Here is a 22151-nt window from a genome sequence, read left to right on the forward strand (position 1 = left end):
TCCCAGGGAGGCGAAGGTGATCCTTACCCGACGCTCGGCCCTCGCTTCCGGCCTCGCAACAGCAACACTTGCAGGATGTTCCGGCCACCGCGAACCGCCTACAAGCCTGCTGCGCGTCGCGATTGCAAATCAACCGGATTCCCTCGATCCGGCGATCGGGCAGTTCGCTGCTTCCGCCCTGCTCTACAAGCAGCTGTTCACGCCGCTAACGGATTATGACGCAGACCTCGGCCTTGCGCCCGGGCTGGCCGAACGCTGGGAAACACCGGATGCTGGCCGCACCTGGCGCTTCATCTTGCGCGACGATCTGCGCTGGTCCGATGGCGCGCCCCTGACATCCGAAGACGTCGTTTGGTCGGTAGAGCGGATCCTTGATCCGGCCACCGCCGGCGGCGAGCTGGGCGATTTCTACGCTGTCGAGAATGCGCAAGCCGTCCTGGCCGGCGAGCGTCCGGTCAGCGCTGTCGGTGTCATGTCGCCCGCCCCCGGAATAGTCGAGTTCCGGCTGTCACAGCCGCTCGGCCTGTTTCCCCTCCTGATGCGGGAATTCTACCCTTTCCCACGCCACATCATCGCGGCGCATGGCAATGATTGGGTGCGACCGCAGAATTTTACCGGATCCGGACCCTTCTCGCTGGCCCGACGCGGCGCGCTTTCCTTCGACCTCGTTCGAAACGACCAGGCGATCCGGCCCGCGACCGTCCCGGCCGTGCGCGTCGATGTCGTCGACGAGCCATCGACCCGAGTGCGCATGTTCCGGGCCGGTGAGTTCGACCTCGTGGAACAACCTCCGGCCATGCAGATGCCTCTGCTGCGTGAGCAATTGGGCAATCGCATACGCAGCTTTCCCGCGCCCAAATTCACCTATCTGAAGATCAATCTGCTGCGGCCGCCGCTGGACCGTGTCCCACTGCGCCGCGCCCTCTCCATATCCATCGACCGGCGTTTTCTTGCCTCACAGATCATGGGGGGCACTGCCCGGCCCACCGAGCGTATCATTCCGGGCGGGCGCAACGCCGTAACGCCGTCGGTGTCCGCCCGGCAGCTGCTTGAAGCTGCGGGTCTGGTGGGGCGCGATGCGCCGCGCATCGTGCTGAGAACGAGTTCTGGCGAGCGCGAACGGCTGGCCATTTCCATTGCCGACGACTGGACACGTTCCGGGATTGAGACCGAATTGCTGGCCACCGCGCCGGTGGATCTCTATTCGGCCGTGGATGGTGGTGATTTCGATGTTGCCCTCTCGCATTTCGATCGCGGTCTGAAAACCGATCCCAACTTCATGATGGAGCCATTTTCGCAAGGCGGTTTCGCAGACGATTCAGGATGGTTCGAGACACCCAGCGAACCGAACCGGCGCTTTCGGGAATTCATCGACGCCGCTCGCCGCCAAATCGATGTTGACCAGCAATCGCACTATTACAGCCTCGCGGAACACAGCCTGCTCGAGCAGCAGGTCGTCATACCGCTGCTGCACGAGCAGGCGCACTGGCTGGTTTCGGATCGCGTGACAGGCCTGACCGACGGGATACAGCCGCAGCGCTGGCTTGGGCTGGACGTTGGATGAGCCGGGATCTCTATTCACTCTGGCAACGGACAGCGCACGCTCTGTCTATTGGCGACGCAGCGTCTGATGACATGTTCAACGAAATCGCAGAACGGTACGGTGAACCTCACCGGCATTATCACGGGTTGAACCACCTGGTTCGGTTATTCGAGACCCTTGAACCGGTCCGCGGCCAACTGGCAGATCCCGTCAGGATAGATCTCACCGTCTGGTTCCACGACATCATCTACGACCCGCTACGCCAGGATAATGAGGCAAGGAGCGCGGAGTTCGCCCAGAAGCGTCTGGCAGCCATTGGCGTGGGCAGCGATCTGACCGGGCGCGTTGCCCAGTTGATCCGCGCCACGTCCGAACACCGGGAGGGAGGGTCTGACCGGGACGACGCTCTTTTCCTGGACGCAGATTTTTCGATCCTCGGCGCCCAAAGGGACACCTTCGATCGATATGTCGCAGATGTCCGCAAGGAGTACAGGCGGGTCCCCAAGGCGGAATTCGACGCAGCGCGTGCGAAATTCCTGCGCGCGGCGCTGGCCGGGGATCGGGTTTTCCTGACCACGTATTTCGAGCAGAAATACGGCGACCAAGCGCGGGAAAACATGGCACGCGAACTTGCCGAAATCGAATAGCGTCAAAGCCTCTCGCCAAGCCGCCGAATCCGGTCTAAGACCGCCTCCTAGCACGACAACCAGACGCCTCGCCGCCGCTGTTCCGCCAGCGGCAGCCATTGTGCGCACAGAAAAACGGGACCGGCATGCCGAAACGGACCGACATTGAAAGCATACTGATCATTGGCGCTGGACCGATCATCATTGGTCAGGCCTGCGAATTCGACTATTCCGGCGTTCAGGCCGTGAAAGCCCTCAAGGAAGAGGGCTACCGGGTCATCCTGGTGAATTCGAACCCGGCCACGATCATGACCGATCCCGAACTGGCGGACGCCACCTACATCGAGCCAATCACACCGGAAATGGTCGAGAAGATCATCGCGATCGAGAAGCCGGACGCCCTGCTGCCGACCATGGGCGGCCAGACGGCGCTCAATTGCGCGCTGGAACTCGATCGTCGCGGTATTCTCGAAAAGCACAGGGTCGAAATGATCGGCGCAAAGGCCGACGTCATCGACAAGGCCGAGGATCGCGAACGCTTCCGCGAGGCGATGGACAAGATCGGGCTGGAAAACCCGCGCGCGCTTGTCATCTCGTCGCCGAAGATCCGCGACGAAAATGACCGCATCATTGGCTATGACCGCGCTGCAGGCGCGATCAAGGCGATGGAAGCCATCGAACAGATCGGCTTACCCGCCATTATCCGGCCCGCCTTCACACTGGGCGGCACCGGCGGCGGCGTCGCGTACAATCTCGATGAATACGAGACCATTGTCCGCGCCGGCATCGATGCCTCGCCGACCGGCCAGGTGTTGATCGACGAAAGCCTGCTCGGCTGGAAAGAATACGAGATGGAAGTGGTCCGCGACCGTGCGGACAATTGCATCATCATCTGCGCAATCGAAAACGTTGACCCGATGGGCGTGCACACGGGGGACAGTGTCACCGTGGCACCGGCTCTTACGTTGACCGACAAGGAATATCAGCGCATGCGGACCGCTTCGATCTCGGTACTACGCGAGATCGGCGTGGAAACGGGTGGATCGAACGTGCAGTTCGCCGTGAACCCGGCAGACGGGCGCATGGTTGTCATCGAGATGAATCCGCGCGTGTCACGCTCCTCCGCGCTGGCCTCCAAGGCCACCGGCTTCCCCATTGCCCGCGTCGCAGCGAAACTGGCGGTCGGTTACACGCTGGACGAAATCGGCAATGACATCACCGGCGGGGCGATCCCGGCAAGTTTCGAGCCGACCATCGATTATGTCGTCACCAAGATCCCGCGTTTCGCCTTTGAGAAATATCCCGGTGCCGAGAATATTCTGACCACATCGATGAAATCGGTCGGCGAGGCCATGTCGATGGGCAGGACCTTCAAGGAATCCGTTCAGAAGACACTGCGCTCGCTCGAGACCGGTCTGTGCGGGTTTGACGAGATCGAGATCGACGGGCTTGCCGAGGCACCGGACGCCTATGCGCGGCGTGAAGCCATTTTTGCCGCCCTGTCCCGTCCGACCCCCGACCGCTTGCGGATCATTGCCCAAGCCTTCCGCGAACGTCTGACGGTCGAGGAGATCAATTCGGCGTGCGATTTTGAACCCTGGTTCTTGCGCCAGATCGGCGAAATCGTGGCGACGGAGGACCGTATCCGGTCAGCCGGCCTGCCGACCTCAGCCGACGAATTCCTGGCGCTCAAGGCGGACGGGTTCTCCGATGCCCGACTGGCCAAACTGACCGGTCAAAGCGAGTCCGATGTGCGTGAAAAGCGCCATGCGCTTGGAATCCGCCCCGTCTACAAGCGCGTGGACACCTGCGCGGCCGAGTTCGAAGCGGTCACGCCCTACATGTATTCGACTTATGAAACCGGACCGATGGGCGCGCCTGCCGATGACGAAGCCCAGCCATCGAACCGAAAGAAGGCCATCATCCTCGGTGGCGGGCCGAACCGGATCGGCCAGGGCATCGAATTCGATTATTGCTGCTGCCATGCGGCGTTTGCCTTCAAGGAAGAGGGCATCGAGTCGATCATGGTGAACTGCAACCCGGAAACCGTTTCGACGGACTATGACACAGCGGACCGGCTGTATTTCGAGCCGCTGACCCTGGAAGACGTGCTCGAGCTGATCGAAACCGAGCGCCAATCCGGCGAGTTGCTGGGCGTGGTCGTACAGTATGGCGGGCAGACGCCGCTGAAGCTGGCAAATGATCTGGAAGCCGCGGGCGTGCCCATTCTCGGAACGGCACCCGATGCGATCGATCTTGCCGAAGACCGGGAGCGGTTCAAGGCGCTGCTCGACAAGCTCGGCCTGAAGCAACCGCCGAACCAGATCGCGCGCTCGGAAGACGAAGCCATGGCGGCGCTTGAACATCTGGGCTTTCCGCTGGTCCTGCGTCCATCTTACGTTCTGGGCGGTCGAGCCATGGAAATCGTTCGCGATCGTGAAGGGCTGGAACGCTATCTGCGCGAAGCGGTGGTGGTATCGGGCTCCACGCCCTTGCTGGTCGATCGTTATCTGGACAACGCCGAAGAGGTCGATGTCGACGTGATCTGCGATGGCGACGATGTTTTCGTCGCCGGGATCATGGAACACATCGAGGAGGCCGGCGTGCACTCGGGCGATTCCGCCTGCTCGCTGCCACCCTTCTCGCTGTCAAAGGAGATGGTCGCAGAGCTCGAAGCCGAGGCCGTTTCGCTGGCCAAGGCGATCGGCGTGAAGGGTCTGATGAACGTCCAGTTCGCGGTGAAAGACGGGACGATCTACGTGCTGGAAGTCAATCCGCGTGCCTCACGCACCGTGCCTTTCGTGGCCAAGGCGATCGGCGTGCCGGTTGCCAAGATCGCGGCGAAAGTCATGGCCGGCGCCAAACTTTCGGGTTTCGGGCTCAAGAAGCCGGCACCCAGCCATGTTGCGGTAAAGGAAGCGGTGATGCCGTTTGCACGCTTCCCCGGCGTCGATCCCGTGCTCGGTCCGGAGATGCGGTCGACCGGCGAAGTGATGGGGATCGATACGAGTTTCGAGTCGGCGTTTGCGAAATCGCAGCTCGCGGCCGGCGTGAATCTGCCACGCAAGGGTGCCGTCTTCATTTCGCTCAAGGAGACCGACAAACCCTTGATGATCGAGCCCGCCAGGGCATTTGCCGAGCTCGGCTTCGAGATTCTCGCTACCAAAGGTACGGCGAAGACTTTCGAAAACGCCGGCATCCCGGTGCGAACGGTCAACAAGGTCTATGAAGGCCGACCTCACATTGTTGACGATATCAAGAATGGTGATGTGCAGCTGATTGTGAACACGACGGAAGGCCGCTTGTCTCACAAGGACAGCTATTCCATCCGCCGCACAGCACTGGAACTCAAAGTGCCCTGCTATACGACAGCGTCTGCAGCCATTGCGGCAGTGCGATCACTGGAGAAGATTGATGATGGCGCGCTTGAACCGCGGGCTTTGCAATCCTACTCTAGTTGATCACCCGCCTGCAGACTTAACTGCGAAGAATCCGAACATGACGAAAATCCCGATGACCGCCGAAGGCTACAAGGCTCTCGACGAAGAAATGAAAAACCTCAAAACCGTCGAGCGCCCGGCCGTGATCCAGGCGATTTCCGAAGCACGCGAGCATGGCGACTTGTCGGAAAACGCCGAGTATCACGCGGCCAAGGATCGTCAGGGCTGGATCGAAGGCCGCCTCGCCGAGATCGAGGACAAGCTGGCGCGCGCCCAAGTTATCGACGTCTCCAAGCTGGATGGCGAAACCGTGAAATTCGGTGCGACCGTCACGGTTGTCGATGAAGATACGGACGCGGAAGCGGTCTACAAGATTGTCGGCGAAGACGAAGCCGATGTCCGCGCCGGCAAGATTTCGATCACGTCGCCGATTGCGCGCTCGATGATCAACAAGGAAGTCGGCGATGTCATAGAGGTCAACGCGCCGGGCGGACTGAAATCCTACGAAATCCTGAAGGTCGAATGGCGATAGGTCTTCGCGTTGCAACGGATAGAAAAACGGCCGGCAAATCTGCCGGCTGTTTGCGTTTTTGAAGATGTTGCCTAGCGCAGGCCGGGAATATGGTCAGCCGGATCGACCACTTCGCCGTTCTGGCGGACTTCGAGATGGACGTGTGGCCCGGTCGAACGCCCGGAAGAACCCACCCGCCCGATCTGTGTGCCAACCGAGATGTTATCGCCAAGCTGCACATCGACGCCCTGCATGTGGCCAAAAATGGTCTGCCAGCCGTATCCATGATCGATGGCCACCGTGTTGCCCCAGGCCTCATTGCCGTCAAAGCCATATCCGGCATGCACGACTCGACCGGCCGCAGGCGCGCGGATCGGTGTTCCGGGTGAGGCGGCAATGTCGGTACCATTGTGGAATCGGGGCGCTTCTGCCGGGCGCTCAGGGCGTGGTCCGAAACCACTGGTCAGGCGGCCGCCGGAAACCGGTTCCACGGCAAAGGGTGCCGGCGCATCCGAAGCGCCGAAGCTGGCTTCCTGCGGTTCCGGCAATGTTACCGCATTGGGTTCAGGTGTGACGACCGGTGCGCCAAAACTCCGTTCTGCGAGCTGCGGTTCAGGCTGCGGTGCCGGTTCGGTGACCGGCTGTGGCGGCGCAATCGCATCGACCAGTTCGACGCGCGGCATTGGCGACTGACGTTCAGTCCATGCTGTCTGGGCAACGGCAAGCGGACCCAGAATAACGACACTCGCCGAGGTGCGGCATATCGCGCGAAAGCGTGACGGTCTTGCGGCTCGAACAATGGCTTTAATTCTCATGGATCTGTGTCTCCTGTCCTGTGGTCCGAATGCCGATGCTGCGGGCAGGGCCTGGCGCATCGTCTGGATCAACGTCTCGGCATATGCCTTACGTTGTTCGGCGCCGAACACGCAGAGAACTTCTGCGTCACAGGCGAGTTCGCGCGCTGCATTCAATTCGCGCTCGATCCATCGCAGGGGCAAATGAAACCAGAAAATCGCTTTCAGCGCGACGCCCACCAGTCGGTCGCGTTCATCGCCGCGCTCAAAATGTGCCTGCTCGTGAATCAAGGCGAAACGAAGGGCTCGCGGCTGGTCAAATAGGCTCTCCGGGACAAGCACCAGGCCATTCCAGCCGGTCAGAACGGGGCTCGCGATCTGCGGCGACACCCTGACCGGCGGCGTGTCGGCGCTGCCGAGCGCCAAAAGCAGGCGGCGTTCGGCCGCCGTGGGCATTCGGCTCTCACGAACACGCCAATGGCGGCGCACATGCTTTCGCAGTCCGGCGAGCAATGAGAGGCAAAGTCCGCAGAGATAAAGCGCGGCGACCCAGCCTGTGTCGAAAGCGAAACCCGCCGGCGCGGTCGCGACCTGCACCGGCGACGAGGGGATGACGCCCTCCATGGGCGGATGCACCGCCTGCATGGAACTCGTGGCAACCATCGATGTTTCCGGGATGAAGTAGATCAGTGGAGACAGGAGGATCGGCGCGAGGCTCGCCCAGCGTGCCATCCGCCATGAGACAACGTCGCCAGGCTGCAAGGAGAACCAGTTCAATACCGTCCAGATCAGACCGCCTGCCAAAAGTGACAATGCAGAGCCAAGCAACAAGGCATCCAGCAGCCCGCTCATGTCCGTTCCTCGGAGTCTTGCTCCGCAAGAAGCCGGGAGAGCTCTTCGGCTTCCTCCTCTGTGAATAGACGGCTCGACGCAAAGGCGGTCGCAGGAATCGGACCATCAAGGTCGAGCGTCCCGACCGCGAAGTCGCGGATCAGCCGGCCCATGAGGGTGACTTTGGCAACTTTCGCCGAGAACACCGCCAGACCGTGCGCATCGCCGCGCTTGACCAATCCCTTTTCCGTCATGCGCAACAACAGTGTTCGGGTCGTCGAATACGACCAGCCGGTTGTCGGTGCGAGCGCGTCCTGAACTTCACGCGCGCTTTGGGCGCCAGATGTCCAGAGATGCTTCAGTACGGCCAGTTCTGCTTGCGAGGGCGTGGATAACATAAGCGTCACATGTTTGCTACTTTTGTAACACAATGGGCGGAGAATGGCGCCGCGTCAACGCCCCGTCGGTTTGAGAGGGAATGTGCTGCGGCTATGTCCGTTCGGCCATCCGCTTGAGGTTGGGCAGGACAGCGCTTTCCCAGCCGCCTGCGAGCCCATCGCGGACATGGCGTATAATATCGGCAGGAAACTGATCCCAACCGAAATGCTTTAGGCGAACCCGCGTCAGGTTTTCTTCTGCATCCTCGAGGTCGACGCGCACATAGGTCTTTGGTGTGTCGGGGAAAAACCAGGAAAACACGAAAGTCGATGGCGCATTCAGGGTTTCGATCTCGCAGTGTGTCGCACCCTCGAGATCGCCTTTCTGGCGCTTCTCCGGATCCGGCTGCATGTAGAAGGTCGCGCCAGTCTTGCCGGTGTATTGCAGGCAACCGAGCCAACACTGCGTGGTTTCGCGACCGGTCAGAATCTCCCAGACCCGCTCGCGCGGCGCGGCGATATCGATCTCGCAAACAATGTCTTCGAGAGGCTTGTTGCTGTCACTCATCGTTCGTCTCCGCAAGCCGTTTCAGATTCACCAGGCGATCCGTCCAGAACGCGTTCAGCCAGGCCCGGGCTTCGTCAATTGCAGCCGGATTCAGCGTGTAAATTCGTTCCCGGCCCTGTCGTCGCTCGTGGACCAGTTTTGCGTGTCGCAGCACGGCAAGGTGGCGTGAAACCGCCGGCCGAGAGATCGCATGCTCGCTCGCGAGCGCACCGGCATTGGTTTCGCCTGACCGAAGTTTCGCAAGAATGGCCCGCCGCACAGGGTGGCCCAGCGCCTGGAAAACGTTATCTGTCTGCATGGATCTAATATGTAACGTTATTGTTACGTGTCAATGCGCTTGCCCTCCTCGCCTTGATCGGCGATGGGTGAGTCATGTCATCGCCGATCGAAATCTGGGCTGTTGCCGATCATCGCAGAGGCATCGAAAATCAGGCCTTGGGGCTCGCCGAAGCCTTGGCCGATTGCGTTGGCGGCAGGTGTCATCGGGCCGTCGTCCGCGACGATGGATTTGTGACATTGCCGGATGCAGATAACCCGTCAGTGTGGATCGGCTGCGGCCGGCCCGCCATTCGCGCGGCGCGCGACCACAGGCACATCTACCGCGATGCGCGCTTCGTTTATATCCAGGATCCGCGCACGCGATATGACCTCTTCGATCTCATCGTGGCCCCGCAGCATGACCGGCTGAGGCGGCCATACGCGGTGACGATGATCGGTTCGCCGAACAGGCTGACGGCGGACAGGCTGACGAAAGCAAGACAGGCCTTTGCCGAGCGCATCGACACCCTGCCGTCGCCGCGCAATGCGGTGTTGATCGGAGGACCCAACAAGCGCTTGCGAATGGACAAGGACGTCATGGCCTCGATCACTTCGCTTTGCCGCAGTCTTCTGGATCGGGGCGAAGCGGTGATGATCACGACCTCGCGCCGCACGCCCAAAGCCATGATGGAGGCATTGAATGAGCTCGGCCAGTTACCGGGCTGCTGGCTGTATGATGGCGACGGGGAAAACCCGTATTTCGCTTTTCTGGCGACGGCAGATCGCCTGTTCGTGACCGAGGAATCCACGAACATGCTGACCGAGGCCGCGTTCACCGGAAAGCCGGTCTACAGCCTGCCGCTGGCCGGCAATCCCGGCAAATTCCGCCTGCTGCACGCGGCACTCGAGGCGCATGGTGCGCTGCGGCCACATCTCGGCCGCATCGACGACTGGAGCTACGCGCCGCTTGACGAAACCGGTCGCATGGCGAGGCTGTTACGGGACCGATTCTTCCCGTCCTGATGCCCTTCCACATTGCGCCTGGGGCGCACCTGCCTATATCCGATCACCAAGCAGTCGCGGAGCAGTGAAATAAGTATGGCCGATTCCCGTCACAGCAAAGTCATCATCATCGGATCGGGCGCGGCCGGCTACACCGCCGCCATTTATGCGGCCCGTGCCATGTTGAAACCGATGCTCATCGCCGGCCTGCAGCCTGGCGGACAACTGACCATCACGACCGATGTGGAAAATTATCCGGGCTTCGCGGATGTCATCCAGGGGCCGTGGCTGATGGAGCAGATGAGGGCGCAAGCCGAGCATGTGGGCACCGAAATTGTCGAGGACATCATCGTTGAGGCTGACCTCTCGCAGCGGCCGTTCACGCTGAAGGGCGACGGCGGCACGGTGTACACAGCCGACAGCGTCATCATTGCGACGGGTGCAAGCGCAAAATGGCTGGGACTGGAATCCGAACAGAAATTCCAGGGATTCGGTGTGTCAGCGTGCGCGACCTGCGACGGTTTCTTTTACCGCGACAAGGAAGTTTTCGTGATCGGCGGCGGCAACACTGCGGTCGAGGAAGCGCTGTTCCTTACGAATTTCGCAAGCAAGGTCACATTGGTGCACCGCCGCGATGAATTGCGCGCCGAAAAAGTGATGCAGGACCGCCTGTTCAAGCACCCGAAGATCGAGGTGATCTGGAACAGTGTGCTGGAGGAGATTACCGGCGATGACAATCCACCCGGCGTCACCGGTGTGCGGCTGAAGAATGTCAAATCGGGCGATGTCAACGAGCACAAAGCCGACGGCGTATTCATAGCAATCGGTCACGCGCCGGCGACCGAGCTGTTCTCCAAGCAGCTGGAAACAAAAAGCGGCGGTTACCTGATCACGGATCCGGATTCCACGGCTACCTCGATACCCGGTGTGTTTGCCGCGGGCGATGTCACCGACGATGTTTTCCGACAGGCTGTTACGGCAGCCGGCATGGGCTGCATGGCTGCGCTCGAGGCCGAGCGCTTCCTGGCCGGGCAGGAATAGGCTGGTCTCCGCCTTTCAATGAGTTAATTCGATTGCAACGGTAGATTTAGTCAAGCCGGGCGAAATTCCTGCCGTATTGATAACATGGGGACACACATGCGGAACTTCAGCCGGGCCCTCGCGGTCATTGCGGCGATTGCACTTTCAGCCAGCGTGCAAGCGCAGGATTACGAGACAACCGCCTTTAATGCCTACGCGCCGACTGACGGCGATTTCCGGCGCACATCGATCGACTATTCGACATGGACGATGATGTTGTCGGAAATCGTCCTCAATGTCGGATATTCTGATCGCCGCTCGCCGCGCGGCAACACGATCGCGACTGGTACACGCGTGAGCACCGGCAATAACAGCCGTTTCCGCTACGAAGCCAACCGGGTGATCTATCACCTTGTCGAGGATTTTCATCTCGAGGCAATCTCAGAGTATCGACGCGAGCTCGAACAATTGCCCGAGCGCGTGAACCTGACGCGTCTGCATCCAGACGAGCAGCTGGCTTTCTGGCTGAATCTCTACACCGTTGCCACCATCGAACAGGTGGGGCTGATCTATCCGCAGTCTGATCTGCGCCGGGCGCGGGCTGCCGGCAGCGATCTGCAAATGCACGAAGCACCCGTTGTGACGATTTTCGGCAGACCGCTGAGCCTGAACGATATCCAGTACAATATTGTCTACCGCTATTGGGATGATCCGCGGGTGATCTACGGCTTTTTCAATGGGACGATCGGCAGTCCCCGGGTCATGCGCGAGGCCTATGAAGCCGACCGGGTCTGGCAACAACTCGAATCGAATGGCCGCGAATTCGTGAATTCGCTTCGCGGCGTTGACAATTCGCCCCGCCGGCTGGCCGTATCACGTCACTACGAACGGGCTGCCGATCGCTATTTTGCCAACTGGCCGGACGATTTGCGCGTGCATCTTCGCAGCTATGCCGGCGATGATGTCATGGAGCTCCTGGACAGCGACATACCGGTGCGCGCCACGAGCGATGAATGGGGCATCGCCGATATGACCAACGGGTCGAACCGCTGCGGGGGTTCAATCAGTCAGACGCTGGTGACCCGCCGCGATGGACGGACGACCGACTCGATGTTCTGTGGCGGCCTGCCCGACAATGCTAGAGTGCTCATGGAATACGTGATCGACCGCCGCATCCGTCAATTCCGCGACGGGACTCTGGGCGACGTTTACATTCGCGACTTGCCGGACAGGAATATCGTCATTGATCTCGATGATGACGATGACGATGCCAATGACGAAGGCGGCAACTCGAACTAATCGAGATGCACTGGATGCACTGGAAAAGGCGGCTCGACGAGCCGCCTTTTTGCGGGCGCGCCTTGTGCGAACCTCCGGGCGCTGTCTAGTGTGACCCACACGAGCGGAGGGTCGCATGGAACAGCGCCGTATAAACGATTTCTCAGTCTATCCCATCGGCCTGGGATGCATGGGCCTTTCGGCCTTTTACGGGCCGCCTACCGAACGGGCTGAAGCCGTGAAGTTGCTGCACAATGCGATAGAGCGCGGCGTCAACCACTTCGATACCGCAGAAATGTATGGCATGGGCGCGAACGAGAAACTGCTGGGTGAAGCCTTCGCCGATCGTCGCGACAAGGTGCGGATCGCCACAAAGTTCGGGCCAAAATTCCTGTTCGACGAGTCCGGCAAACCGGCGGGAACGACGATTGACGGCACACCGGAGAATATGCGCCGCGCGGTCGAAAACTCGCTGGCCTATCTTCAGACCGACATCATTGATCTGTATTACCTGCACCGCGTCGATCCGGAGGTTCCGATCGAAGAGACCGTCGGCGCGATGGGCGAGCTGGTGCGCGAAGGCAAGGTCCGTGCGCTGGGTTTGTCGGAAGCCTCGCCCGAGACCATTCGCCGCGCGCACGCAACGCATCCGATTTCAGCCGTGCAAAGCGAGTACTCGATTTTCTCGCGCGATATCGAAGCTGGCGTGCTGCCGGCGCTCGACGAGATCGGCGCCACGCTCGTCGCCTATTCGCCGCTCGGTCGCGGCCTGCTCACGGGTGCGCTCACGCGCGACAACAAGCCGGGCGGCGAAGGCGAGTACCGCCAAGCCGCGATGCAACCGCGTTTTGCCGATGGTGCGTACGAGGCCAATCTGGCGCTGGTCGAGGAGGTCGGTGCTGTCGCCGCGAACCATGATGCGGCGCCTGGCCAGATCGCCCTCGCCTGGGTGCTCGGCCGCGGCAAGAACATTGTTGCGATCCCGGGAACAACCAAGCTGCGCAATCTGGATTCCAATCTCGGCGCTGCGGACATTGCATTGACTGCCGATGAAATCGCGCGCCTGGAGGCGCTGGCCGACCGGGTGCAAGGGGCGCGCTACAATGAAAGCGGCATGGCCGCTGTGAACCGGTAAACCCGCAGCCATGGATTGGGACAAGCTGAAATCATTCCATGCCGCTGCGGAGGCAGGTTCGCTGACTGCGGCGGCAGACACGCTCGGCCTGTCGCAGTCGGCCCTTAGCCGGCAGATCACCGCGCTGGAGGAACAGCTCGGCATCAAGCTGTTTCACCGGCATGCACGCGGCCTGCTGCTAACGGAACCCGGAAAACTTCTTTATCGCGCGGCGCACGACATCTCGGCGAAAGTGGCACTGGCAGAAGCGATGGTCGCCGACTCCCGTGACAAGCCGTCGGGCGATCTGCGCGTCACGGCGCCGACGGCGCTTGGCGCGATATGGTTGGCACCGCGACTGGCCGCCTTCAACGCAGCCTATCCGGACATCAGGATTCGCCTGCTTCTGGACGATCACGAGATCGATATTGCAAACCTGCAGGCCGAGTGTGCCATCCGTCCCTGGCCATCGACGCAGAATGATCTCATTCAGCGCAAGCTGATGAAGGTACCGCAGCACCTTTATGCCAGCCGGGCCTATCTGCAGAAGAGCGGCACGCCGCAAAAGCCCGAAGATCTCGACGACCATGCGATCGTCCAATACGGGCCGCCATCCATGGCGCCTATTCCCAATCTCGACTGGGCAACGCGTTTGGGTCGCCCGAAAGGCGCGGCACCGCGCGAGGCTGTGATCGAGGCAAACACGATTAACGCCGTGATGAAAGCGGCTGAAGCTGGTCTCGGGATCGCGAGCCTTCCGGACTATGTTGCGCGCGAGAACGACAAACTGGTTCGGATACTTCCTGATATCGAGGGCCCCGTGTTCGAGGTGTTCTTCGTTTATCCAGAAGAGCTCAGAGGCTCGAGCCGAATAATTGTCTTCCGGGACTTCCTGATTTCCGAAGCAAAGACCTGGGCTGGCTAGCTTTACGCCTGGGCGAACATTTGTGCCTTGCAAATCTGCATAGCCGTTATTCGCGATCGGCTCTGGTCGTGAGCCCGGTTTTCCACCATATGCCCCCTCGAACGCAGCCAAAGCTGCGCATTCCCCTTCTGAGTTTGCATACTGTCTCCTCCCCGACACTGTATGCACATCGCGCCGGGTTCCTTCTCCTCCCCTAGGGCCCGGCGCATTTATCTTCACGCATGTGAAAAGCCCCGGCCAATTTGGCCGGGGCTCTTTTTTTGTTTCCTCGAAATTTTCATTCACACCAGGGTGGATCGCAGCATCCAGCCCATTTTTTCGTGCACCGTCAAACGCGGCGTCAATACATCGGCGGTCGCGTCGTCGCCCAGTTCAGCCGCCTTCTCGAGAGCGGCGCGGATGGTGGCCGCGACCTGCTCGTGGCCTGCCAAGAGATCGGCAATCATTTCATTCGCATCGGTTTTTTCCGCCTGCGACCGGATTTCCGCAAACTTGTCCATCTCGGCGTAGGAGGATGGTGCTTTCACGCCTAATGCACGAACCCGTTCGGCAATCTCGTCGGTCGCTGTCCACATCTCGTTGTACTGGGTCTCGAACAGCATGTGCAGATCGTGAAAGCGCGGCCCGGTCACATTCCAATGATAGGCGTGTGTTTTGAAATATAGGGCATAGGTGTCAGCGAGCACGCGGGTCACGGCCTCGGCCATTGTTTCACGCTTCGGTTGGTCCATTCCCATCGACATCGTCATTCATGAGCTCCTAGAATTCAATTCGTCGTCTAACCTGGCGCTGCAGAATTCATAGATCAAACAAATCTTTTGTGTTGATACTATCGATAATTCTTATGTGATTGCGTCAGCCATTTTTCGCAACCGCTTTCCGGCTTCCAACAAGGCCTCGTCACTGGTTGCATAGGATATCCGGAACCCCGGCGAACCGCCAAAGGCCGCGCCGGGAACCGCTGCGACGGCAGCTTCCTCGAGCAAGGCATTGCAGACGTCGACATCGGTTTCCAGCCTCGTGCCCGCGCCTGTTGTCTTGCCAATCCAGGCCGAGCATTCGGCGAAGATGTAGAATGCGCCTTCCGGTGCGGGTGCCGATAACCCCGCACATGCAGCGATGTCGCCGAGCATCCGGTCGCGGCGGCGCAGGAAGGCCGCGTTTCTCTCCTTCAGAAAGTCAAGCGGCCCGTTGAGCGCGGCCACGGCGGCCCACTGGCTGATTGAACAGGCGTTCGATGTGGTCTGAGACATAACCTTGCGCATCGCCGAGATAAGCGCTTTTGGTCCACCCGCATAACCGATCCGCCAGCCGGTCATCGAGAATGCCTTGGACACGCCATTGGTCGTCAGCGTGCGCTCGTAAAGGGCCGGTTCGACCTGGGCCACGGTCGAGAAGGTGAAATCGCCATAGACAATGTGCTCATACATGTCGTCGGTCATGATCATGACATGGGGATGGCTCAACAAGACTTCGGTGAGCGCTTTTATTTCCGGCCGCGAGTAGCCGGCGCCCGTCGGATTCGACGGCGAATTGAAGATCAACCATTTCGTGCGCGGCGTGATCGCATCCTCGAGCTGTTCAGGCGTGATCTTGAAGCCTGTCTCGATGCCGGCCCGGATTGATTTCGGCTCGCCGCCGCAAAGCCTGACCATTTCCGGATAGGACACCCAATAGGGCGCCGGAAAAATTACCTCGTCGCCGGGATTCAGCGTCGCGACCAACGCATTGTAGATGATCGGCTTGCCGCCTGGCGCGACGGAGATCTGCGACGCCGTGTATTCAAGCCCGTTCTCTCGTTCGAACTTGTCGACGATCGCCTGCTTGAGTTCTGGAATGCCATCTACAGGCGTGTACTTGGTCTTGCCTGCGGCAATCGCCTCGATTGCCGCCTGCTTGATGTGATCGGGTGTATCGAAGTCTGGCTCGCCGGCGCCAAGCGAAATCACATCCACGCCCTTATCGCGCAATTCGCGAGCTTTTTGCGTGACGGCGAGCGTTGCGGACGGCTGCACTCGTGCGAGAGCATCGGATTGCTTGAATGACATGGAGTCTCCCGGGTCGGTCGGCGGAACCGAACCTAGCCAAGCCGCCTAAGCACGCCAAGCGCGTTGTCCCAGTTCCGCCGCAATTGCCGCGAGGGCGCCGCAATCGCCGCCAAGTTGGCCCGAATTGGCCCTTGAGCCGCCCGCATCGCGCGCCATGCCGGAAGGGCAAGCCTGCCAAGGGGAGTTGGTCAATGGCGAAGTCGAGAGAATACAATCCAATCACATTTGTCGCGCTGATGCTCGCGGCCAGCGCACTTGCCACGACGATCTACCTCAATCACAGCCATCGACCGGCCAGCCTGCACTTGGCGGATTCCGACAACGCGCCGTTGACCGCATACGGTGACACGGCGCCAAGACAGGTGGCGGTTCGCGGCCGTTGACTGCTTGTCAGCGCCTGTTTGCAGACAGGTTATCCCATCGCGTTTCGCCTCGGGCTGACCCCGCCGCAGGGTTCGCGCGAAGTTATCAACCGTTTGACACCACAACATGAACACGAATTAAGCCGCCTGCTGTCGCGGCAGGGTCGCAATCTGCGCGATTTCCGGCTATCTGCGATTGTAGCGGGGTGAAAATGCGAAACGGGGCAGGCTATTGCAGCTTCGAGCGTTCACCTTTGTGCAGGCCGCAAGTCTTGATCGGCGCTGGCTAACGGCCGGATTGGCGCTGCTGGTACACAGCGGCTTGGCGGTTTCGGTCTTGTCGATCCCCTCGTCCGAGTTCGATGGCTTTTCGCATATCACGCAGATCGTGCTGATCCCGGCGCCGATGGAGGCGGATCCGCAGGCGCCAGAACTGCCAGACGTCGAGGACATCCCTCAGCCTGACATTGCCGAAGAGACCGCTGCGCCTGAACCGGTCGAATCGGTGACATCGGAACCCGCCCATGCCCTGCCCGTTTCAGCCCGTGCGGCGCCTGTCGAAACCGACGCGGCGTCCAATGCTGCCGACGCCTATCCGTTGAGTACGGGTACCCGATCCGTATTGCAGGGTCTGCAATGCCCCGGCGACCCTGAATCCTTCGCGCAAACCGGCATCTGCCCGCAGGCCGCACGCCGGAACAGCCGGATGGCGGCTGCCGGCGAAACCGTGGGCGATTTTTACACGATTGATGTCGCGGCCATTCGCGCGGCGTTCGGCATCGCACCCCATGCGCTTGCGGGACAAGCCACGCTGGGCGATGGAAACCGGACCGGTGGTCTTGCCAATTCGAATTCGATGCGGGACGTGCTGCCGGCGAGCCGGCGCGACCCGGCCTTCGGCGATTGACGCCGTCCGCCAGTTGCGGAATGTGGCAGCATGAATTTTCTCTCCGATACAACGGCCCCGGTTCACCCCGCGGTGCTGGCTGCACTGGCTGATGCGAATGACGGATATGCGCCGAGCTATGGCGCCGATCCGCTGACCCACCGATTGAAAGACCTGTTGCAGGAATTGTTTGAAGCCGAGATCGAGCTGGTCCTGACGACAAGCGGAACGGCGTCGAATGCGTTGGCCCTGTCGGTAATGTGCCCGTCGCACGGCATGATATTGTGTCATGACGAGGCGCACATTCATCGCGACGAGCGCGGCGCACCGGAATTCTTTACTGGCGGGGGCAAGCTTTTGCCGCTGACCGGTGATCATGCGAAAATCGACCCTGCGAGACTGAGGGCCGCGCTGGAAGAATGGCCGCAGGATTTCGTGCACACGACGCCGCCACGCGCCGTGTCGATCTCAAATCTCAACGAATCCGGATGCGCGTATGACGCCGAAGCGCTGCGCGCGCTCACGGTGCCCGCGCGCGAAAAGGGGCTGGGAATCCATTTCGACGGTGCCCGGTTTGCCAATGCGCTGGTCTCGCTGAAAGCCCGCCCGGCCGAATTGAGCTGGAAAGCCGGATGCGATGTGTTGTGCCTCGGGGCGACCAAGAATGGCGCGATCGGGGCGGAAGCCATTGTGCTGTTCGGCGATCTAAGAGAGCGGCTCGGCGAGCTGCAAGCGCGGCAGAAACGATCCGGGCATATGGGCCCGAAAATCCGCTTCATCGCGGCGCAGATGCTGGCCTGGCTGACGGACGATCTGTGGCTCGACCTAGCGCGCCAGGCAAATGCCGCGGCCGCGGAAATCGCCCGGCTTCTGACAGTTTCCGGCGGCGCCGAACTTGTCCATCCCGTTGACGGCAATGAGGTTTTCGTCCGCCTCGACCCGGCACTGGAGCGCCAGTTGAAAGCCGGCGGGGCGGGGTTTTATGGCTGGCCCGACGGTTCGGCGCGCTTCGTCGCCAGCTGGTCAACCAGCGAGGCCGAGCTGGCCGCACTGGCGCACGCGATCAACCGCTAGGCGGCACCGAATTCGCGGTCTTCCTCCTGATCGTCATAATCCTCATCGGTCGAACGGCGCCAGGGCCCCTTGTAGGCGCTGTCCTGGCGGCGGCGGCGATCGGGGCCGAAATAGTCCGGGGCGCGGACAAAGCGGCGGGGGCGTTCGACCAAGGAGACAATGCGTTCGAACAGGTCGATCGGGCGCACCGGCTTGGCAAGATATTCGTTGATCCCGGCATTGATGGCCTGGATGACGCGGGCACGCTCGGAATGGGCGGTGACCATGATAATCGGCAGATACTTGTTGGCGCCGCTGTCATCGCTGCGGATCTGCCGCGCGAGTTCCAGCCCGTCCATTTCGGCGAGAAAAAGGTCGACCAGCAGGATGTCGGGATTGAGCACACCGATATTCTGCAGCGCAGTCTCGGCATCACGGCATTCATGAATCGTGCGAACGCCGAACCCCTGCAGGATGGTCCGGATAATCGCCGACATGTGCGAATTGTCCTCAACGATGAGGACGCGTATGCGATCAAAACTGCCCGCCATTTCCTTTTGCGGACCCGCCTCTACATTGCTTCTAGCCCCGTCGGGCAAATTGCGCTGATTGGCCTTAACCAACGGTAACTTCCGGCCGGGCGCGGTGATGAATAAGGAAATGACAGGATGATGCGCTCGATACTCGGACTGGTGACCGCCGCCCTGACGCTGGCGGGATGCTCCTCGCCGCGCCCCCGGCTGGCCGGGGATGAACCGCCGCCGGTCGCAGAAAATATCGATATTGATCAATACCTTGGTACCTGGTTCGAGATTGCGCGGGCGGATCATGGATTCGAGCGGAACTGCCATGGCGTGTCGGCCTATTACGAGCGGCGCGAGGACGGGATGATCCGGGTCATCAACCGCTGCTGGAAAGACGGGCTGGACGGCGAGCTGGACGTCGCGGAAGGCCGGGCGCGGATTGCCGACCGATTGTCGAATGCGCGCCTGAAGGTGAGTTTCTTCGGTCCGTTCTTCGGCGATTACTGGATCCTCGACGTGGCCGAGGATTATTCCTGGGCCGTCGTGTCCGAACCGCAGGGCCGCTATCTGTGGATCCTTTCGCGGGAACCGCAAATGGATGACGCCACCCTCCAGGCGCGGCTCGATTTCCTGCACGGGCTGGGTTTTGACACGGACGGGCTGATCTATCCCGACCAGTGGGAGAGCCGGGACGCTGCCCCGACTGAGGGTCTGCCGGAAAACGCTGCGGATTAGGCGGAACAAACTGGAAACTCCGGTGCGCACTCCCTATACCTGAGACATGGCAAGACTCACTGCAGATGACAGCGCCGTCCAGGACATGGGCCAGGCCGTTTTCAAGGCCGAACCGGTGGCCCAAACGCCGGCCGCCTGGGTGCCGCACCGGCCGGCCCGCCCCGCCAAATCGGAAGGCGGGATCCGTTTCCGCTGCGAGTCCGAATTTTCCCCGACCGGTGACCAGCCGACGGCGATTGAAGACCTTGTCCACGGTCTCAATTCGGAGGAGCGCGACCAGGTTCTCCTCGGGGCGACCGGTACCGGCAAGACCTTCACCATGGCAAAGATCATTGAAAGTGTTCAGAGACCGGCGCTGATCCTTGCTCCGAACAAGACGCTGGCGGCCCAGTTGTACGGCGAATTCAAGAGCTTCTTTCCCCATAATTCGGTCGAGTATTTCGTCTCCTACTACGACTACTACATGCCCGAGGCCTATGTGCCGCGGACCGACACCTACATCGAGAAGGAATCGTCCATCAACGAGGCGATCGACCGGATGCGCCACTCGGCGACGCGGTCCATCCTCGAGCGCGATGACGTGATCATCGTCGCCTCGGTGTCGTGCATTTACGGCATCGGCTCGGTCGAGACCTATACGGCGATGACGTTCGAGATAAAGACCGGCGAGGCGATGGACCCGCGCGAGATCGCCAAGCGCCTGGTGGCGCTGCAATACACGCGCAATGACGCGGCCTTTCAAAGGGGCACTTTCCGGCTCAAGGGCGATGTCCTCGAAATCTTCCCGGCGCATTATGACGACAGGGCCTGGCGCGTGGATTTCTTCGGCGATGAGATCGAGCGCATCACCGAGTTCGACCCGCTGACCGGCAAGCCGCAGGCCGAGCTCAATTCCGTCAAGATGTACGCCAACTCGCACTATGTGACGCCGCGCCCGACGCTGCACCAGGCCATCAGCTCCATCAAGAAGGAGCTCAAGGTGCGCCTTCAATGGCTCGAGGAAAACGGCAAGCTTTTAGAAGCGCAGCGCCTCGCCCAGCGCACCGAGTTCGACCTGGAAATGCTGGAAGCCACCGGCTCCTGCGCCGGCATCGAGAACTATTCGCGCTATCTCACCGGCCGCAAGCCGGGCGAGCCGCCGCCGACCCTGTTCGAATACCTGCCCGAGGACGCGCTGGTCTTCGTCGATGAAAGCCACCAGACCATCCCGCAGCTCGGCGCCATGGCGCGCGGTGACTTCAACCGCAAGAAGACGCTGGCGGACCATGGCTTCCGCTTGCCCTCCGCGCTCGATAACCGGCCGCTCAAATTCGAGGAATGGGACCTCATGCGGCCGCAGACGATCTGTGTCTCGGCCACGCCCGGCGCCTGGGAGCTGGAGCGCACGGGCGGCGTCTTCACCGAACAGGTGATCCGCCCGACAGGGCTGATCGATCCGCCGGTCGAGGTGCGCCCGGTCTCGAAAGACGGGGCGAGCCAGGTCGATGATGTCATCGACGAAGCGCGCCGCGTTGCGGAAAACGGGATGCGCACGCTGGTCACCACGCTGACCAAGCGGATGGCCGAGGATCTCACCGAATACATGCACGAGCAGGGCCTCAAGGTCCGCTACATGCACTCCGATGTCGATACGGTGGAGCGGATCGAGCTGATCCGCGACCTCCGCCTCGGCGTCTATGACGTGCTGGTCGGGATCAACCTCTTGCGCGAGGGGCTGGATATCCCGGAATGCGGGCTGGTGGCGATCCTTGATGCCGACAAGGAAGGCTTTTTGCGCTCCGAAACCAGCCTGGTGCAGACGATCGGCCGTGCCGCGCGCAATGCGGAGTCAAAGGTCATCCTCTATGCCGACCGCATCACCGGCTCCATGCAGCGGGCAATGGAGGAGACCGACCGCCGGCGTGAGAAGCAGGTGGCGCACAATGAGGCGCACGGCATCACGCCGAAAACGATCGTGCGCGGCATTTCCGACGTGCTCGAAGGCGTGATGGAGAAGACCGCGAAAGGGCGGAGCGCGAAGGCGCGGGACCGGAAGAACCGGCGCGACGGCCGGGTGGCGGAGGATCAGAAGATGTTCGAGCCGAACAATCTCAAGGCCGTCATTGCGGATCTGGAAAAGCAGATGCGCGAGGCGGCGGCGAATCTGGAATTTGAGGAGGCTGCGCGGTTAAGGGACGAGATCAAGGGGTTGGAGGGGGATTAGGGAGAAAACTTCGCCGGTTAATCGTGCAGCAATCACCAGGTACGCATCGTTAG

General features: G+C 61.0%; 21 protein-coding genes. 14 read left to right on the forward strand and 7 right to left on the reverse strand.

Annotated elements, in window-relative coordinates; all coding sequences use genetic code 11:
- Positions 1-16 precede the first annotated feature (16 nt).
- The 4 genes from ACOOFN_RS03280 (at position 17) to greA (ending at position 6141) form a co-directional block, all read left to right on the forward strand.
- Positions 17-1564 carry a peptide ABC transporter substrate-binding protein gene (locus ACOOFN_RS03280; RefSeq protein ID WP_420433644.1) on the forward strand — a complete coding sequence of 516 codons (1548 nt, stop codon included), beginning with the start codon at positions 17-19 and terminating at the stop codon, positions 1562-1564.
- A gap of 71 nt (positions 1565-1635) precedes the next feature.
- Positions 1636-2190, forward strand: coding sequence for a metal-dependent phosphohydrolase (locus ACOOFN_RS03285; protein WP_420433646.1), 555 nt, complete (start codon positions 1636-1638; stop codon positions 2188-2190).
- A gap of 125 nt (positions 2191-2315) precedes the next feature.
- Entirely contained in the window at positions 2316-5630 is a 3315-nt protein-coding gene (gene carB, locus ACOOFN_RS03290; RefSeq protein WP_420433648.1) for a carbamoyl-phosphate synthase large subunit, read from the forward strand.
- Positions 5631-5667: 37 nt separating this feature from the next.
- Positions 5668-6141, forward strand: coding sequence for a transcription elongation factor GreA (gene greA, locus ACOOFN_RS03295; protein WP_420433650.1), 474 nt, complete (start codon positions 5668-5670; stop codon positions 6139-6141).
- Between the two features lie 71 nt (positions 6142-6212).
- Here the strand turns inward: greA and ACOOFN_RS03300 are convergent, their stop codons facing one another.
- From ACOOFN_RS03300 to ACOOFN_RS03315, 4 genes are all read right to left on the reverse strand, one after another.
- The gene (locus tag ACOOFN_RS03300; protein ID WP_420433652.1) at positions 6213-7766 is read right to left on the reverse strand and encodes a M23/M56 family metallopeptidase; all 1554 of its coding nucleotides are present in this window, start codon (positions 7764-7766) and stop codon (positions 6213-6215) included.
- Positions 7763-8143 (reverse strand): BlaI/MecI/CopY family transcriptional regulator, encoded by a 381-nt coding sequence (locus ACOOFN_RS03305; protein WP_420433654.1) that lies wholly within the window; start codon positions 8141-8143, stop codon positions 7763-7765. Before ACOOFN_RS03305 ends, ACOOFN_RS03300 begins: the two co-directional genes overlap by 4 nt.
- A gap of 91 nt (positions 8144-8234) precedes the next feature.
- Positions 8235-8690, reverse strand: coding sequence for an SRPBCC family protein (locus ACOOFN_RS03310; RefSeq protein ID WP_420433656.1), 456 nt, complete (start codon positions 8688-8690; stop codon positions 8235-8237).
- Positions 8683-8988, reverse strand: a complete 306-nt coding sequence (locus ACOOFN_RS03315) for an ArsR/SmtB family transcription factor (RefSeq protein ID WP_420433658.1) — start codon at positions 8986-8988, stop codon at positions 8683-8685. The genes ACOOFN_RS03310 and ACOOFN_RS03315 overlap by 8 nt, the downstream gene beginning before the upstream one ends.
- Before the next feature lie 74 nt (positions 8989-9062).
- Here ACOOFN_RS03315 and ACOOFN_RS03320 point away from each other — a divergent pair, with 74 nt between their 5' ends.
- The 5 genes from ACOOFN_RS03320 to ACOOFN_RS03340 all read left to right on the forward strand — a co-directional run bounded on the left by ACOOFN_RS03320 (position 9063) and on the right by ACOOFN_RS03340 (position 14287).
- Positions 9063-9971 carry a mitochondrial fission ELM1 family protein gene (locus tag ACOOFN_RS03320; protein ID WP_420433660.1) on the forward strand — a complete coding sequence of 303 codons (909 nt, stop codon included), beginning with the start codon at positions 9063-9065 and terminating at the stop codon, positions 9969-9971.
- A gap of 75 nt (positions 9972-10046) precedes the next feature.
- On the forward strand, positions 10047-10991 hold the full coding sequence (trxB, locus tag ACOOFN_RS03325) for a thioredoxin-disulfide reductase (protein WP_420433662.1): 945 nt from the start codon (positions 10047-10049) through the stop codon (positions 10989-10991).
- Positions 10992-11087: 96 nt separating this feature from the next.
- The gene (locus ACOOFN_RS03330) at positions 11088-12269 is read left to right on the forward strand and encodes a DUF547 domain-containing protein (protein WP_420433664.1); all 1182 of its coding nucleotides are present in this window, start codon (positions 11088-11090) and stop codon (positions 12267-12269) included.
- Positions 12270-12384: 115 nt separating this feature from the next.
- Positions 12385-13383, forward strand: coding sequence for an aldo/keto reductase (locus ACOOFN_RS03335; RefSeq protein ID WP_420433666.1), 999 nt, complete (start codon positions 12385-12387; stop codon positions 13381-13383).
- Positions 13384-13393: 10 nt separating this feature from the next.
- Positions 13394-14287 carry a LysR family transcriptional regulator gene (locus tag ACOOFN_RS03340; protein WP_420433668.1) on the forward strand — a complete coding sequence of 298 codons (894 nt, stop codon included), beginning with the start codon at positions 13394-13396 and terminating at the stop codon, positions 14285-14287.
- Between the two features lie 281 nt (positions 14288-14568).
- Here the strand turns inward: ACOOFN_RS03340 and ACOOFN_RS03345 are convergent, their stop codons facing one another.
- Together ACOOFN_RS03345 and ACOOFN_RS03350 are read right to left on the reverse strand one after the other, a co-directional pair.
- Positions 14569-15036 carry a Dps family protein gene (locus ACOOFN_RS03345; protein ID WP_420433670.1) on the reverse strand — a complete coding sequence of 156 codons (468 nt, stop codon included), beginning with the start codon at positions 15034-15036 and terminating at the stop codon, positions 14569-14571.
- 93 nt (positions 15037-15129) lie between these two features.
- Positions 15130-16335 carry a pyridoxal phosphate-dependent aminotransferase gene (locus tag ACOOFN_RS03350; RefSeq protein WP_420433672.1) on the reverse strand — a complete coding sequence of 402 codons (1206 nt, stop codon included), beginning with the start codon at positions 16333-16335 and terminating at the stop codon, positions 15130-15132.
- Positions 16336-16526: 191 nt separating this feature from the next.
- Between ACOOFN_RS03350 and ACOOFN_RS03355 the strand changes: the two genes are divergently transcribed.
- From ACOOFN_RS03355 to ACOOFN_RS03365, 3 genes are all read left to right on the forward strand, one after another.
- Positions 16527-16718: a hypothetical protein gene (locus ACOOFN_RS03355; protein WP_420433674.1), complete on the forward strand. Its 192-nt coding sequence runs from the start codon at positions 16527-16529 to the stop codon at positions 16716-16718.
- Between the two features lie 211 nt (positions 16719-16929).
- Positions 16930-17604, forward strand: coding sequence for a hypothetical protein (locus tag ACOOFN_RS03360; protein WP_420433676.1), 675 nt, complete (start codon positions 16930-16932; stop codon positions 17602-17604).
- Between the two features lie 30 nt (positions 17605-17634).
- The gene (locus ACOOFN_RS03365; protein ID WP_420433678.1) at positions 17635-18657 is read left to right on the forward strand and encodes a threonine aldolase family protein; all 1023 of its coding nucleotides are present in this window, start codon (positions 17635-17637) and stop codon (positions 18655-18657) included.
- Here the strand turns inward: ACOOFN_RS03365 and ACOOFN_RS03370 are convergent.
- Positions 18654-19187 carry a response regulator gene (locus ACOOFN_RS03370; protein ID WP_420433680.1) on the reverse strand — a complete coding sequence of 178 codons (534 nt, stop codon included), beginning with the start codon at positions 19185-19187 and terminating at the stop codon, positions 18654-18656. The genes ACOOFN_RS03365 and ACOOFN_RS03370 overlap by 4 nt on opposite strands.
- 117 nt (positions 19188-19304) lie before the next feature.
- Between ACOOFN_RS03370 and ACOOFN_RS03375 the strand changes: the two genes are divergently transcribed.
- Both ACOOFN_RS03375 and uvrB read left to right on the forward strand, forming a co-directional pair.
- Positions 19305-19895 (forward strand): lipocalin family protein, encoded by a 591-nt coding sequence (locus ACOOFN_RS03375; protein WP_420433682.1) that lies wholly within the window; start codon positions 19305-19307, stop codon positions 19893-19895.
- Positions 19896-19980: 85 nt separating this feature from the next.
- Positions 19981-22098, forward strand: a complete 2118-nt coding sequence (gene uvrB, locus ACOOFN_RS03380) for an excinuclease ABC subunit UvrB (protein WP_420434993.1) — start codon at positions 19981-19983, stop codon at positions 22096-22098.
- The last annotated feature ends 53 nt before the right edge of the window (positions 22099-22151 follow it).

This window comes from Hyphobacterium sp., from assembly GCF_965217055.1.
In the GTDB taxonomy this organism is placed as follows: domain Bacteria; phylum Pseudomonadota; class Alphaproteobacteria; order Caulobacterales; family Maricaulaceae; genus Hyphobacterium.

Coding starts and splice junctions, on each gene's coding strand:
- ACOOFN_RS03375 (WP_420433682.1), top strand. CDS start 19,305: ATGATGCGCTCGATACTCGGACTGGTGACCGCCGCCCTGACGCTGGCG.
- carB (WP_420433648.1), top strand. CDS start 2,316: ATGCCGAAACGGACCGACATTGAAAGCATACTGATCATTGGCGCTGGA.
- trxB (WP_420433662.1), top strand. CDS start 10,047: ATGGCCGATTCCCGTCACAGCAAAGTCATCATCATCGGATCGGGCGCG.
- ACOOFN_RS03370 (WP_420433680.1), bottom strand. CDS start 19,187: ATGGCGGGCAGTTTTGATCGCATACGCGTCCTCATCGTTGAGGACAAT.
- ACOOFN_RS03365 (WP_420433678.1), top strand. CDS start 17,635: ATGAATTTTCTCTCCGATACAACGGCCCCGGTTCACCCCGCGGTGCTG.
- ACOOFN_RS03310 (WP_420433656.1), bottom strand. CDS start 8,690: ATGAGTGACAGCAACAAGCCTCTCGAAGACATTGTTTGCGAGATCGAT.
- greA (WP_420433650.1), top strand. CDS start 5,668: ATGACGAAAATCCCGATGACCGCCGAAGGCTACAAGGCTCTCGACGAA.
- uvrB (WP_420434993.1), top strand. CDS start 19,981: ATGGGCCAGGCCGTTTTCAAGGCCGAACCGGTGGCCCAAACGCCGGCC.
- ACOOFN_RS03285 (WP_420433646.1), top strand. CDS start 1,636: ATGTTCAACGAAATCGCAGAACGGTACGGTGAACCTCACCGGCATTAT.
- ACOOFN_RS03340 (WP_420433668.1), top strand. CDS start 13,394: ATGGATTGGGACAAGCTGAAATCATTCCATGCCGCTGCGGAGGCAGGT.
- ACOOFN_RS03330 (WP_420433664.1), top strand. CDS start 11,088: ATGCGGAACTTCAGCCGGGCCCTCGCGGTCATTGCGGCGATTGCACTT.
- ACOOFN_RS03335 (WP_420433666.1), top strand. CDS start 12,385: ATGGAACAGCGCCGTATAAACGATTTCTCAGTCTATCCCATCGGCCTG.
- ACOOFN_RS03345 (WP_420433670.1), bottom strand. CDS start 15,036: ATGACGATGTCGATGGGAATGGACCAACCGAAGCGTGAAACAATGGCC.
- ACOOFN_RS03320 (WP_420433660.1), top strand. CDS start 9,063: ATGTCATCGCCGATCGAAATCTGGGCTGTTGCCGATCATCGCAGAGGC.
- ACOOFN_RS03355 (WP_420433674.1), top strand. CDS start 16,527: ATGGCGAAGTCGAGAGAATACAATCCAATCACATTTGTCGCGCTGATG.
- ACOOFN_RS03305 (WP_420433654.1), bottom strand. CDS start 8,143: ATGTTATCCACGCCCTCGCAAGCAGAACTGGCCGTACTGAAGCATCTC.
- ACOOFN_RS03350 (WP_420433672.1), bottom strand. CDS start 16,335: ATGTCATTCAAGCAATCCGATGCTCTCGCACGAGTGCAGCCGTCCGCA.
- ACOOFN_RS03300 (WP_420433652.1), bottom strand. CDS start 7,766: ATGAGCGGGCTGCTGGATGCCTTGTTGCTTGGCTCTGCATTGTCACTT.
- ACOOFN_RS03315 (WP_420433658.1), bottom strand. CDS start 8,988: ATGCAGACAGATAACGTTTTCCAGGCGCTGGGCCACCCTGTGCGGCGG.